This window comes from Halobacillus halophilus (assembly GCF_020171985.1).
GTDB lineage: Bacteria > Bacillota > Bacilli > Bacillales > Halobacillaceae > Halobacillus > Halobacillus halophilus_A.
The window spans coordinates 1-14202 of sequence record NZ_JAIVAL010000008.1 but is presented as its reverse complement, the minus strand read 5'-3'; the positions used below and the strand labels follow the sequence as shown (position 1 = coordinate 14202).

The window sequence follows — 14202 nt, the reverse complement described above, 5'->3', positions numbered from 1 at the left end:
CCAGGGAGAAATTCAAACGTGAAAAACGTGGTGGCTGGATTCCTCCAGGAAAAGAGAGTACGTAAATAAAAAATAAAGGAGCCAGCACATGAATACAGAAAAAGAAAAGATGATCAACAGAGAGCTGTATAACCCGGAAGATCAAGAATTGCAGAACGACAGAACTCGTTCAAGGATCCTGGTGCGTTCCTTCAATGAAACCCGTGAAGATGCAGAAGAAAAGCGCAAGGCTTTATTAAAAGAGTTATTTGGATCGACGGGTGAACAGATTTATATAGAATCAACGTTTCGTTGTGACTATGGATACAACATCCACGCAGGGGAAAACTTTTATGCAAACTTTGACTGTACGATATTGGATGGAGGTCCCGTGACGATAGGAGCGAATTGCATGATGGCTCCGGGTGTTCATATTTATACGAATACTCATCCGGTCAATGCGGAAGAGAGAATCTCCGGGATTGAATATACAAAACCAGTTACGATAGGGGATAACGTTTGGATTGGCGGACGTGCCGGCATTAATCCGGGCGTATCCGTCGGAGATAACGCTGTTATCGCGTCCGGGGCTGTGGTCACGAGAGATGTCCCGGATGGAGTGGTTGTTGGAGGGAATCCAGCTAAGGTTATGAGGGATCTGGAGCGTTAGGGTTTGGAACTAATGTTTAATTAAGATAGTGTAGATTTGAAGAAAGGCATATTGATAGTGCACCTAATTGCTTCCTTTACGGTAGTAAGCGTCGTTCGGCTTTAAAGCTATATTTTTGTTCTAAAATAAAATGTTGGATTATTTGTGAAATAATTCACAAAAATGCCACAAATAACTCCGTTCAGTTCACTAAATAGGGGTATAATAAAAGTGTAAAGAAGATAACAAACAACTAAACAACTTAGGTGGCTCAACCATCACGAGTTCGTTTCCAAACGAACAAAGAGACCTGCCAATTAAGGATGTGCATCCTTTGAAAGGATGAAGAACAAACTTTGAATGGTCAGGTGCTCGAATAACCTACAGTTCGTAGGTGACGTGAAGACTTGGTAAGAGGATACTTCCCCCTTAAGGTAGGTCAAGGATTAAGTGTCCAAACATAGAGACCCACCTTAGCAAGTGCTTGATCTCTTCATTTAAATTTAGGAGAAATGGAGGAGAAAATGGACTGAACAGAAGGAGGAGACGGACTCTCCAAGGATTGTCCATCAAGCAAGTAGAAATTCAAAAGTGTTTAGAATCAAGGATGATTCTTACATGGTTGGGTCACCTAAGTTGTTTATCTTAGCCCTCTCACTCAGTGACAGGGCTTTTTATTTTGAATTTTTTCATGTAACTCTTACCGAGGGGGTAGCGTAAGGGAAATATAAATTTACAGTCACCCCATTTTCCTAAAGTCTGAGAGAAGCTCACCTGGTCGCGGTTTCTTGCAACCAGCATGGATACTTTACAGAGCAATCGCTCGAAATGTTCAACTATTATCACTTAAAGAGCCAGATTTTAAAAAAAGATTGCAAAACGACACTGGTGTCGCTATAATTAAAAGTACCAAAACGACACTGGTGTCTTTTTAGGGAGAGGAGAACGTACATGAAGCGTTTATTAAAAAACAAAGGGTATATCACCTTGATGTCCGCGCAGGCGATTTCCAGCATAGGCGATTGGCTGAGCATTGTCGCTATCATTACATTGGTCGGATTGAAGTGGGAAGCAACCCCGCTTGAAGTTTCGTTCGTATTCCTATGCTTAGCGGTGCCGATGGCGTTGTTCGGTCCTTTAGCCGGTATGGTAGCGGACCGTTTCAGCCGGAAAACGCTTATGATCGTATCGGATGTGGTCCGGGCAGGGTTGATTCTTCTTTTAACCGTGGCTTCATCGCTCTGGATGGTCTATGCCACGCTGCTCGCGGTCGGGATTTTTTCCTCGCTGTTCATTCCAGCAAAAAACGGAAAGCTGAAGGAAATCGTGGCAGAGGAAGATATGAAAGGGGCGATGTCGATCACCTCGATGATCGATTCGTCCACAAAGATTCTCGGTCCGCTTGTAAGTGGCTTACTTGTGACGGTATTCGGTGCCCAGCAGGTGTTCTTGATCGATTCAGCCACCTTTGCGATTTCGGCAGTGGTCCTGCTGTTCATCCCGAACGCCTTGCAACCTGAATTATCAGAAACGGAAGGGTCGCAGGAGTCCTTCAAGAAGGAATTCGCGTTAGGATTTTCTTTTATTAAATCAAGCCGCTTCATGTTATTTGGTTTGACCCTGGTGGGGCTCAGCCTGTTGATCCTGCAGGCTGCCGATTCACAACTGATCGTCCTGATCAGAGAACTGACCTATGCCTCTCCTGATTTATTCGGATACCTTGTGACCGGGTCAGGGCTCGGGATGTTCATGGCTGGCTTCTTACTAACGAAGAAAACCGACTACAATCCTTATCCACTCATGCTGCTCGGAGTATGCGGGATCGGCGTGAGCTTTGGCATGATGGGGGTTCTTGCCCATTACGACCTTGGCTATTCCACCCTGTGGGGGCCGGGACTCGGATTCACGGCCGGCTTCTCGGCGAGCCTGATTTTCGTCCCTTTCCAGGCGACCGTCCAAGTCCATACGCCTGTCCATATGACGGGGCGCGTGTTCGGCGTTCTCAACAGCGTGATGACCACGGCGACAATCATTGGCCCGCTGCTTGGAGGCTGGATTGCCACGATCATCGGTGTAGTTCCGACGTTCACGATTACGGCGAGTCTTCTCGTCCTGGTAGCACTGATCGGATTTTTGACAAAACGAAACGTAGAGCGAGGGAATGCAGATGTCTCCACGAGTAAGCAAAGAGCACCTGAAGCAACGACGAGCTGATATTATGAAGGCCGCCACGCAAGTTTTTATTGAGCAAGGCTATGAACATACGACGATGAAGCACGTGATGGAAGCCGCCAATGTCAGCCGGGGCGGACTTTATCAATACTTTTCCAATAAAGAGGACCTGTTCGAAGCGATTCTTGAGGAAGGACTTAGTGAGGAAGCGGAAGATACCGGTTTTTCTCTTGAGGAAGCGGCCTCTCCGCAATGGACGCTGCTTATGAAGCTGATGTTCGGGGAAGATGGAAGACCGGATACGAATATGGACCCGCTCGCCCCGAGCAAGCTCGAATTCTTTATCACCGGCCGTCATGATGAACGGCGTCGTACCTATGGGGAGAAGCGGTACGAAATGGGTGTAAACATTTATGACGAAGTGATCAAAGCTGGACAGGAAACCGGAGAGTTCAGCGACCGCTATGATAGCGGGTTGTTAGCGAGGTCGATCATTACGTTTGTAGATGGTCTGGCGCTTGATCATGCCATTCAGCCTGAGGAAAAGGTGAGATTGAAGGAGCAGTCGGAGTTGTTTGTCGAGTATTTAAAGATGGCGCTGGATGTATCCTCCTCTTCATGAGGGGGATTTTTTGTTCCTTTATATAAGGGTGAAATTTACATAAAATCCTGATTAAAACTGGTATGATAGAGGGAGAAACAGACCGTGAGGAGGGGAAAAAGGTGGGGTTACTCTATATAGCCGCATTTTTTGCTGGCCTGGGTATTTTCTTTGTGGGGATCGCTTGTTTGTGGGCCGTTTCGATCTATGACAAAAAGGTGAAAAAGCCATAAGCGGGCAGGCTATGAAATCTTCATGGTCAGGTGAAAACTTCTTCACCGTCAAAAAGCAGTGGAGGATTTTCACATAACAAACGCGAACTTATCTAAGTACAACTAATTATCCAGGAGGGATTTTTATGCGTTTAGGTGCTTTTTCTATCAGTTTGAGTGTAAAAGACATTCATACATCGAAAGCCTTTTATGAAAAGCTGGGATTTGAAGTGTTCGGCGGCGACATTACCCAAAATTGGCTGATGATGAAGAATGAAAGCAGTGTGATTGGTCTGTTTCAGGGAATGTTTGAAAACAACATTTTAACGTTCAATCCTGGCTGGAATCAAAATGCCGAAGATGTGAATCCATTTACAGATGTGCGGGACATCCAGAAGCAGCTGAAGGAGCATGGGGTTGAGCTGGTATCGGAAGCTGACGAAACAACGGAGGGGCCGGAAAACATTACTATGATCGACCCTGATGGGAACCCCATCCTGATCGATCAGCATAGATAGTTTTGTTGGTTTCTAACGTGCGTCATTTTTCAGTAAAACACGTCCTTGACGTGTTTTTTTATCTATATTTTTAACAGCAGCATCTGGAACAAAAGATATCCCTGTTTTTACCTTCTGCGATCATGTTTATTTCATTTTTTAAAAGGGTAATTTGCAGATGTATTATAGGAAGATTTACACAGAGAAAAAGAGGGAGACGTACACTTAATGAAGCAAATGAGACAAATCGTTTTCATTCTACTACTCGGCGCTACATTTTATCTGACATTATTCAGCGAGCAGCCCTTTCCGATCAGGGCATCGGCCGCCGCTGTTTATGTCATCATCATATTATCTGTCTGTTATGTACTGATGCTGGAAAACCGTGCCCCCCACAAAACACTCTTATGGCTTTATTCGATTATATTCTTTCCGGTGGTAGGTTACGTTTTCTTTGTTTATTCAGGTCAATTACAGGTCAGAGGGCACTTATTTGAAAGTAAGAGAGAGGACAATCAAAGGTATCTGGATTCGTCCATTGATAAAAACACATCGAATGGCTGGAATCAGCTGACCAGTGAGGAACAATTCATTTCCAATCGAATCGAAGCGGAAAGTGGTTTTCCCATTACGTTCTCTTCTGAGGTATCCGTTTTGAAAGATGGAGACGAGACGTTTCCTGCTATTAAAGAACGGTTACGGGAAGCTGAAGAATACATTCACATGGAGTATTATACTTTTCGTGATGACCAGATTGGCCAGGAGATTATCGATATTCTGAAGGAAAAAGCGGAAGCTGGTCTTGAGGTTAAAGTAATTTATGATGCGGCCGGCAGTATTGGAATGTCGGGGAATGCAAAGCGCAGTATGAAAAAATCCGGTGTCGAGATGGCATGTTTTCATCCTATATCAAGCGGGTTCTTTAATCAGAAGATTAATTTCCGCACTCATCGGAAAATTATTGTGGTCGATGGCGACACAGCGTTTGTCGGTGGCTTAAATATCGGTGATGAATATCTGGGACGACATCCTAAAATCGGTTTCTGGCGGGATACGCACTTGAAAGTAAAAGGAGAATCCATACGCAGTCTCCAGACCATTTTCATGATTGACTGGTCCTATTTGAAAAATGAGACCCTGGATCTGGATACGTACACGCCTGTTCAGAATAAGGAGGAGTACTCTGGCGGGGTGCAAATACTGGGGAGTGGTCCTGATGCCAATCAGGGTATGATCGCGGAGCTTTATTTCGATATGATTGCGACCGCTAAGCATTCTGTTTGGATCGCTACGCCTTACTTCGTGCCGGATAAGGACATTCGTACGGCCTTGTCCATGGCGGCGAAGAAAGGGGTCGAGGTGAAATTGATGGTCCCTGAGATCAGTGATGGTTATTTACCGAAATATGCCACCCGGTCTTATTTTGGCAAATTCCTCAATAAAGGAATTGAAATTTATCAGTATCAAAAAGGGTTTATGCACCAGAAAATTATGATTGTAGATGGTCAGTCTGCATCAATCGGCACGGCTAACGTCGATTTTAGAAGTCTAAATTTAAATTTCGAAGTGAATGCCTTTTTATTCCGGACTTCAAGCGTGCAGAGTCTGATTGATAATTACAAGCATGATATGGAGAACAGCCACAAAGTAGATGCAGAAGCCTTCCATAATCGAGGGATCATGGTGCGAACGAAAGAATCGTTTGCCCGTTTATTTTCACCTGCTTTGTAGGAGTGACCTAAATGACTATAAAAAGAGCTTCCCGCAGAGTGGAAGCTCTTTTTTATGTGATGGATTGTGAAAGAAATCGAAAAGTTAGAGATCCCCGTCATAGAACCTTTGGAAATCTAACGTTTTTTCTAAGTGATACTCCGCTTGAAATCTTCTATTCGTTTGGGAGCCTAAGCTATTTGGCTTGATCTCAGAAATGGCCCTAATTCTTTTAAAAGAATTTGTATAACAGCGGTGGATCATCTTCCTATTAGAATTTGTTAGTTTTTGGGTGTAAACTATTACGGGAAGGTTTTTATTATTGATATCCTTCATCGAAAAAGAAGTACTGACTAGGAAACATTCATTTATTCTACTTAATTCGTACCTTGAACTTAAAAATGAAACAGAGGTGGAGAACAAAATTGAAAACACGCAGCCTAGGTAATACAGGAATGCAAGTGTCTGAGGTTGGTTTTGGAGCGTGGCAATTAGGTAATGAGAAAGATTGGGGAAAGATGTCGGATAAAGAAGCTATGGATCTAGTGAATGCAGCTATGGATTCAGGCTGTAATTTCTTTGATACCGCCCCGAATTATGGCGCGGGTAAAAGTGAGGAACTGCTGGGAAAGGCCTTGAAGGGCAAAAGAGATCAGGTGATCATCAGCAGTAAATGCGGTCATCATCCCAATGATGAACAAGACTTTGATCCTGAAAGATTGATAGGATCCGTAGAAGATAGTTTGCGAAGGTTGCAGACGGATTATCTGGATAGTCTTCTCCTGCACAATCCTCCTTTCTCATCTCTTCATGGAAATAGTCCGCAGTTTGAGGTATTACAAAAATTGAAAGATGAGGGAAAGATTAGAGCGTTTGGGGCTTCGGTTGATACGGGAAAAGAGATGTCGGAACTACTGAATCATACGGAAAGTCAGGTCATCGAGGTCATGTTCAACCTTTTCCATCAAGAACCAGCGGACGCCATGTCATCAGCTCATGAGCAAGGAGTTGGCGTTATTACCAAGGTTCCACTTGATTCTGGCTGGCTTACTGGAAAGTACGATGCGAGCAGCACTTTTAGCGGCATCAGAAGCAGATGGAGTGCAGAGGACATAGAAAGAAGAGGAAAGTTAGTCGAACAAGTTCGTCGTATTGTAGGAAGTGACTACTCTATGGTACAGGCTGCCCTGCGATTTATTCTTTCCTATAAAGAAGTGTCAGCCATTATTCCCGGAGCAAAAGATATTCCACAATTAAACCAGAATCTGAATGCATCAGAAGATGATTTACCCGCGCAAATGGTTAAGGAATTAAAAGAGTTTTGGGCAGAAGAAATCAAGGATGCCAGCCTGGGGTGGTAATGGGCAGGGATTAGAAATCCTTACCGGATAATTGAACCTTTTTTTACCAGTTATAAATCATGTATAATAGGTAAGGAAGCATGACTTTTTCACGGATAAAGCGTTATCATATAGGTAGCTAGTATTTTATTATTGGAGAGGTGCGACTGAATGACGCCCGCAGCTTCTCTGCAAAACTCAGGAATAAGGATGGTTAACAATGACCAACAGAGAAACGAGTAAGGATGTGATTCTGATCGGCGCCGGCATCATGAGTGCCACGTTAGGATCGCTTCTGAAAGAATTAGCACCCAATTGGAATATTAAAGTGTTTGAAAAGCTTGATAAGACAGGTGGAGAAAGCTCGAACGTATGGAATAATGCCGGAACCGGCCATGCGGCACTTTGTGAACTCAATTACACAAAAGAGCAAAGCGATGGTTCGATCGATATTAGTAAAGCGATTAAAATCAATGAACAGTTCCAGATTACCAAGCAGTACTGGTCCTACCTCCTCACCAAAGGATATATCCATAACCCGGAAGAGTTCGTGCGATCCCTGCCTCATATGAGCCTCGTTCACGGGCGGGACAACATTAACTTTCTGAAGAAACGTTATGAAACGATGACGGACCATCCACTGTTTAAGGGGATGGAATTTTCCGAGGATCCGGAAAAGCTGAAAGAATGGATTCCGCTTATTATGAAGAACCGCACTCTGGATGAACCAGTGGCGGCGACGCGAATGGAAACCGGGACCGATGTAAACTTCGGAACCTTAACCGAGAAGATGTTTGATCATCTGGAAAGCCAGGGAGTACAACTGAACTACAATCAGCGCGTGGACGATGTGAAACGTGCGGATGACGGCTCATGGATGGTGAAAGTCCAGCATATGGACAGCAATCAAACGGCGCTTCATTCCGCGGATTTCGTCTTTGTCGGCGGCGGTGGCGGCAGTCTGCATCTGCTGCAGAAATCCGGTGTCCCTGAAGGAAAAGGCTTCGGCGGTTTTCCGGTAAGCGGCCAGTTCATGGTCTGTAACAATCCGGAAGTAGCCAAACAGCATGAAGCGAAAGTCTATGGCAAGGCGGCAGCAGGAGCTCCTCCGATGTCGGTTCCTCATTTGGATACGAGGTATATCGATAATGAGCAGTCGCTGTTGTTCGGTCCGTTTGCCGGCTTCTCTCCGAAGTTCTTAAAAGCAGGTTCACTTGCTGATTTATTTACATCTATTAAAGTGAGTAACATTATGACGATGCTTGCCGCTGGTGTCAAAGAGATCGCGCTCACGAAATATTTGATCGGGCAAGTGCTGCAGACGAAAGAACAGCGGATGGAAGCGCTGCGCGAATTTATCCCCGATGCGAAAAGCGAAGATTGGGATCTCGTTGTTGCAGGCCAGCGTGTGCAGGTGATTAAGGACACAGAAGAAGGCGGCAAAGGAACGCTCCAGTTCGGTACAGAACTTGTGAATAGTGCCGATGGATCAATTGCGGCTCTGCTTGGTGCCTCGCCAGGTGCTTCTACGGCTGTGCATGTTATGATCGACGTGCTGGATCGCTGCTTCCCGCAGTATATGAACGAATGGGAACCGAAACTTAGGGAAATGGTTCCTTCTTACGGGAAGTCGCTGAGTGAGCATCAGGATCTGCTGAACGAAATTCACAGCTCCACGGCAAGAACGCTTGGACTGAAGGAAAAAGAACCGGTTCATCAATAATAGGATGATCATATAAAAAAGGATGACCTCTGCTTTGGTGCAGAGGTCATCCTTTTTCTAATGGTTATTGAAAAGACTTCGTTCCTAAATAATGATCCTGCCAGTAGTCATTCGTCAGATCGGCGTATTCAATGCCGTCACTTCCTGCGTGAACGATCTTGTTATCGCCCACATAAATGCCGCTGTGAGACGCGCCATCTACATCATAGGTGCCTTCAAAGAAGACAAGATCCCCAACATCAGGTGAGTCAACGAATTCTCCGTTGTTACTCCAATTCGCACGGTGAGTACGGGACAGGTCTATTCCGGCTTGCTCATAAGCGTATTGAATGAAGCCGCTGCTGTCGAAACCATCTGGTGTGGTACCGCCCCAGACGTAAGGGACGCCGATGAGATCTTCGGCAACCTCAGCCACTTCGCTGGATTCAGAATCCACCTGGCCGGAAGCGGATACTTCTGATTCAGGTGCTTCTTCTGTTTCCTGTGCCTCGTCATCTTCCTCTTTATCTGACTCTTCGATCGAGGATAGCGCGGCCATCGTGTTCGGTCCGGCTAATCCATCGACTTTCAGACCTTGATCGGCTTGAAACTCTTCCACGGCATCTTCGGTAATCGGGCCGAAAAGGCCGTCCAGGCTATATGTATAATAACCAAGCGATTGAAGTTCAGTTTGCAGCGCTTCTACGCCTTCCCCTTGATCTCCTCTGTGAAGAAAGCTGATTTCAGAGGTCTCACTAGTGTTATTTTCCTCTATTTGGTCTGGATTCGCCTGCGCAAACACGCCTTGAGTGGCCATAGGCGAGAGAACGATGGTTGCGGCCACGGTGGACGAAACCACATATTTTCGTACGGATGATCTAGATTTATACATTCAAACTCCTCCTTGTTGTAAATTCCTGCGGACGTTGGACATTAGAAGTTTGAAAGGGAGTAGCTATTGTATTGGATTTATGTACTTGCTGTCGTTTTGAATCGATGGATGTTGAATAGTGCGTTTCTTTCAAACTAATCCTTAGTCTAACAAAGTATGGATCCAAGGAGGTTTCAGGAAGATTAAGCTAATATGATAATCATTTTACAAATATCTACAGAATATTACAGAAGCGGAGGACCCACCACTCCGCTCGCTTTAGTAGAGATTTCCGTGGCCATCTGCATAGACGGATTGAATGATCGTACGCCGGAAAGGCTGCTGGGCATAGCTTCCGTGAATGTTCATCGTCATATTATATATTCCTTCTCCGAGGTCGGGGACCTCGAAAGCTTCGCTTGCCTGACTGACTTTCTGATCGCTGAGCTGCAGCTTGCCATTTTTGTAATAATCGATCGTTACATCGGTTTGGAATTGTAAGTTATGCGTCTTTATCTTTATATTCCGGTCCTCACGGGAAAGTGCTGTACTGAGTAAAGCGTTAAGAGGACTCGCGAAGCTGACATTTAATAAGTAATGCTCCTTTTGCGCAGAGCTCGCTTCCAGTGTCCATTCTCCAGGTGCAGGCTGGTGAATGGTGAGGGTGTGATGATACGCTCCTTCGAAAAAAGCATCTGGATCCTGATCCGTTGTGAAATACGGATGGGGATTCCGATCAGGGTCCATAAGGGTTAAATGAGCATCGGCCTGGTTATTCACCCAGGTGACGGTCATTTCGTGAACGCCTGTTTCCACATGGATGATTTCGTTTGTCGTACCGGTAAAAGCTCCGCCGCTCACGTAGTTGCCAGCTTCGGGATCCTGGACCACGTGGTTTGCGCTTGCGGCCTGGCGATTTGCGAAGGACTTTACTTCTTCCTGTAAAAATGGCTTAAAAACGCCGAATGTCGAGGAGCCCTCTTTAATCGTTGTGTGGTTCCATTCCCCGGCTTGAATCTCGGTCGCATACTTAATCCGGGAGCTTTTCACTGTAACGGCTCCGTCATTACTGCCGTACGCGCGCAAGTATAAGCCGCCCCAGTATAACGAGCTGCCGAACCGTCCCCATTTCGTACCGGCGAGGGTATAAATCGGCGTCTGATACACATTCGGCTGGCTGTCTGTTTCAGAGCGGAAACGGTTCATGTAGCCGGTTTGCAGGGAGTAAGTGGCTTCATTCTTGCTTCCGAGTATGTTCGCAAGCCAGCTGCCCCAGCGGCTGTACGCTAAATCCGCTAATTGAGAACCGTAATAAGGAGTGGACAGGGTAATCATTCGTTCGATGTAGGGATCGGCCCCATAGTGAACGAGAGCGGTCTGTGTATCAAGACCGCCTTTACTGTGAGCGACCACCACGATTTTTTCTCCAAAATGCTGGTAGATGTCCTTGATTTTCTGCGCGAGCAAAGCTCCGTTTTCCCACATGTTTCGGTCCGGATAGACATCAATAAAGGCGGTTTCGTAGCCATTATCGTAAGCGGTCGCGTACATATCGTTGCCTTCATACCACGTGTCAGACGATCGATTAAATCCATGAATGAAGAGAATCGGACGTCTGGTATCGGAGACGGTGTCGGGTGTGTCTCCGAGATACCATTCGCCGGGATTGCCGGAAGCTTTGTTTTGGAAAGGTAATGAATCATGGTGCGGCTGCTTTGGTGTCATCTTATCGGCCTCCTTTTTCTGTCATATTCCTAAATAGGAACTGGTGTAAAGAGTAAGTGCCTGCGGCAGGGTATGGATTTAATGAGGCTGACCCATCCCTGACACCGCGATGGCTGTATAGATTAAAAAAGCTACAGGCAGCGCAAGAATGAGAGAAAGGACCGCAATCCACTTCCCGAAGCCTTTACTGACAAATAAAGCAACTAAGCCCGTTATAGCCGCTATGGCTAAAAGAGTAAAAATGGTCGTTGCCGGATAGCTCATAGATTTCCCGGGCGCGTCACCGTTGAGAAGCGTGGTGAATAATAGGATAGCCGTCATATTGATGAGGAGTGATACCTAGCTAAGCCAAGTATTTTTCAGCGAAAACATGTTCCGGAGAGATTCAGAGGGATTAACGTCGCTCATATGAATACCACCTTTTTTACTCATTTTACCATAAATGTCCATTTATTATTAATGGGATTGGTGAGGATCAAATTAACCCTTTAAATAAATAAAAAAGCGCCTGTCCGCCCGGGACAAACGCTGCGCTTTAATAATGGATAAGCTGAATGGTATAGGTGCCTCGATCGGTAACCAGGGAGAAATGATTCTCGCCAAATTGGTACTGAGTAGAGTCCTCTAAAGGAATTTCGTAATACGTAGACGGAAGCGGCTGAACGTTATAGGCATCTGTCTCCGTTCTGCCTGTACCGTGCAGGTGCAAGGCATGCATTGGCTCATACTCGTCCATTCTTCTCGTATCTTTCGAATAATCAATATGATCTAAGTTCATATAAACGGTGTCCTGATCACGAAGTTCATGCTTCGTAATGCGGATGGTATTCCCACTCCATTTCTGCAGAAGTTCGTTAAATTCTTCAATTGATAAGCTGCGTTCGTCCATGGTGATCCCTCCTGCTTTTAGAGTCTCCCAGCGGACAGGAATCATTCGTTTGCTTGTTACCTTAAATTGTTAAAGCATAATTATTTTGTCGGTCCGAAATATGTGCTACACTCCTTAAATGCGAAATTTTATCACTATAATATTTTGACAATTCAAAGGATTTTGCAGTTAGGAGATGCACCATGAATATTGGACAAGCTTTTATACAAGAACCAATGGCGATTTTTGCTTATTTAATCGCGATTGTCGGCATTGTGTTTATGTTATCTACCGTAGCCAGTAAGCCGCTTAAGAAATTCTTCGGCTATCTTCCGCCGTTGATCTGGATGTACTTTTTACCGATGCTTTCAACCACGTTCGGAATTATTCCGCAAAGCTCTGATTTGTACAGCTTTATGGGTACGTATATGCTCCCGGCAGGTTTGCTTCTGTTGATGATCAGTACGAACGTGCCAGCGACCTTCAAACTTGGAGGCAAGGCTGTACTGGTGTTCCTTGCCGGTACCATTGGTGTCGTAGTAGGCGGACCCGTGGCCTTCGCCCTGTTTCAGGGAATTCTGCCTGATGAGGCCTGGCGTGGAGTCGGGGCGCTCGCAGGAAGCTGGATTGGCGGATCTGCCAATATGGGTGCGATGATTGAAGCCTTCAGTACACCTGACGATATTCTAAGTCCGATCATTTTGACCGATACGCTCGTCGGTATCGGATGGATGGGTGTCATGATTTCATTCGCTAACTTCCAGGACCGATTCAACCGCTGGAACGACGCAGACAATGCTCAGATTAAAAAAGTGAATGAGGAAATTGCGACGGATGTACAGCGTAACGCGAAGCCGCTTCAGCTGCCCCAGCTATTTGGTATTATAGCTGTCGGTTTTGCCGGGTCGTATTTGGTTCGGTTGTTCGCAGATTTATCCTTTATTCCAAAGACGGATGTCATGAACACGTCCACGTGGACATTCCTTATTATTACTGCCGTCGGGATTCTTCTATCCTTTACGAAGGTACGGAATCTGGAGTATTACGGAGCGAGTAAAATCGGGTATCTCGGGATCTACTTGTTCTTAACAGCGATCGGTTCCCAGGCGAATCTGCTGGATATCATACAGGCTCCGCAATTTATTTTGATGGGAATGGTCTGGCTGTCCATCCACATTATCTTTATCTTCACCGCCGCGCGACTGCTGAAAGCGCCGCTTTTCTTCGTAGCAGTCGGATCGCAGGGGAATATAGGAGGTACAAGCTCGGCTCCTATTGTCGCGTCTGTATTCCAGCCGGCCCTTGCGCCTGTAGGCTTACTGATGGGGATTCTCGGTAATGTGGTCGGTACCTATGCTGCCCTGCTCTGTGGTCAGCTCGCACGGATGATTGCCGGCGGTTAATTACCCTGAGCTCATTTGAAAAAAGTGAAACATCGTTTGAAAAAGACCTTATGCATGGAGGGATTGCCTCGCCGCATAAGGTCTTTTTAATCACATTAAACTTCCGTGTTAACTTTAAAGTAAAGCTCCCGTTAGCGAAAGACTCAGTTCCGAGATAAATTGGGTCCTTTACGTTAAATGGAGAAGGGCTGGTTGGGAAATAACTCGCTTTCCTATGGGGGAACGGTGAGCTTCCTCGCTCGTTTCACTCCCTGCGGGATCTGGAATGTCAACACTTGATTGGACAACTTAATTAAGGTGGTAAGATTTGTATTCTACTGGACTTAAGTAGCCCAGAGTACTATGAGTTCGGAAATTATTAAACCAATGCACATAATCAAATAATTCAATATCCAAGATCGATTGATGGGCATATACCTGGTTATGGACAAATTCAACTTTGATAACCTTAAATGTTGCTTCAGCTACGGCAT

14 protein-coding genes are annotated in these 14202 nt (G+C 45.5%); 9 read left to right on the top strand and 5 right to left on the bottom strand.

The genetic code is table 11. The features are described from left to right. The first annotated feature begins 88 nt into the window (after nucleotides 1-88). The 8 genes from LCM11_RS13455 (at nucleotide 89) to LCM11_RS13420 (ending at nucleotide 8883) form a co-directional block, all read left to right on the top strand. Nucleotides 89-649, top strand: coding sequence for a sugar O-acetyltransferase (locus LCM11_RS13455; protein WP_224894809.1), 561 nt, complete (start codon nucleotides 89-91; stop codon nucleotides 647-649). Nucleotides 650-1579: 930 nt separating this feature from the next. Beyond that, entirely contained in the window at nucleotides 1580-2842 is a 1263-nt protein-coding gene (locus LCM11_RS13450; RefSeq protein WP_224894808.1) for an MFS transporter, read from the top strand. Then, a complete protein-coding gene (locus LCM11_RS13445) occupies nucleotides 2796-3422 on the top strand; it encodes a TetR/AcrR family transcriptional regulator (protein ID WP_224894807.1) in 627 nt (208 codons plus the stop codon). Before LCM11_RS13450 ends, LCM11_RS13445 begins: the two co-directional genes overlap by 47 nt. Before the next feature lie 337 nt (nucleotides 3423-3759). Then, nucleotides 3760-4131 carry a VOC family protein gene (locus LCM11_RS13440; RefSeq protein ID WP_224894806.1) on the top strand — a complete coding sequence of 124 codons (372 nt, stop codon included), beginning with the start codon at nucleotides 3760-3762 and terminating at the stop codon, nucleotides 4129-4131. Between the two features lie 207 nt (nucleotides 4132-4338). After that, nucleotides 4339-5841, top strand: a complete 1503-nt coding sequence (gene cls, locus LCM11_RS13435) for a cardiolipin synthase (protein WP_224894805.1) — start codon at nucleotides 4339-4341, stop codon at nucleotides 5839-5841. Between the two features lie 11 nt (nucleotides 5842-5852). Further along, entirely contained in the window at nucleotides 5853-6029 is a 177-nt protein-coding gene (locus LCM11_RS13430; protein ID WP_224894804.1) for a hypothetical protein, read from the top strand. A gap of 216 nt (nucleotides 6030-6245) precedes the next feature. Next, a complete protein-coding gene (locus tag LCM11_RS13425) occupies nucleotides 6246-7181 on the top strand; it encodes an aldo/keto reductase (protein WP_224894803.1) in 936 nt (311 codons plus the stop codon). A gap of 199 nt (nucleotides 7182-7380) precedes the next feature. Further along, nucleotides 7381-8883: a malate:quinone oxidoreductase gene (locus LCM11_RS13420; protein WP_224894802.1), complete on the top strand. Its 1503-nt coding sequence runs from the start codon at nucleotides 7381-7383 to the stop codon at nucleotides 8881-8883. A gap of 64 nt (nucleotides 8884-8947) precedes the next feature. On the opposite strand, the gene LCM11_RS13415 is transcribed toward LCM11_RS13420, so the two are convergent. The 4 genes from LCM11_RS13415 to LCM11_RS13400 all read right to left on the bottom strand — a co-directional run bounded on the left by LCM11_RS13415 (nucleotide 8948) and on the right by LCM11_RS13400 (nucleotide 12347). Beyond that, the gene (locus tag LCM11_RS13415) at nucleotides 8948-9754 is read right to left on the bottom strand and encodes an NlpC/P60 family protein (protein ID WP_224894801.1); all 807 of its coding nucleotides are present in this window, start codon (nucleotides 9752-9754) and stop codon (nucleotides 8948-8950) included. 258 nt (nucleotides 9755-10012) lie between these two features. Then, the gene (locus LCM11_RS13410; RefSeq protein ID WP_224894800.1) at nucleotides 10013-11458 is read right to left on the bottom strand and encodes an esterase/lipase family protein; all 1446 of its coding nucleotides are present in this window, start codon (nucleotides 11456-11458) and stop codon (nucleotides 10013-10015) included. 78 nt (nucleotides 11459-11536) lie between these two features. Further along, nucleotides 11537-11722 carry a hypothetical protein gene (locus LCM11_RS13405; protein WP_224894799.1) on the bottom strand — a complete coding sequence of 62 codons (186 nt, stop codon included), beginning with the start codon at nucleotides 11720-11722 and terminating at the stop codon, nucleotides 11537-11539. A gap of 271 nt (nucleotides 11723-11993) precedes the next feature. Next, nucleotides 11994-12347, bottom strand: a complete 354-nt coding sequence (locus tag LCM11_RS13400; RefSeq protein WP_224894798.1) for a hypothetical protein — start codon at nucleotides 12345-12347, stop codon at nucleotides 11994-11996. Between the two features lie 182 nt (nucleotides 12348-12529). Here LCM11_RS13400 and LCM11_RS13395 point away from each other — a divergent pair, with 182 nt between their 5' ends. Then, entirely contained in the window at nucleotides 12530-13729 is a 1200-nt protein-coding gene (locus LCM11_RS13395; protein WP_224894797.1) for a DUF819 domain-containing protein, read from the top strand. A 288-nt stretch (nucleotides 13730-14017) separates the two neighbouring features. On the opposite strand, the gene LCM11_RS13390 is transcribed toward LCM11_RS13395, so the two are convergent. After that, the coding region (locus LCM11_RS13390) for an IS3 family transposase (protein WP_224894796.1) at nucleotides 14018-14202 on the bottom strand (185 nt) is incomplete at its 5' end.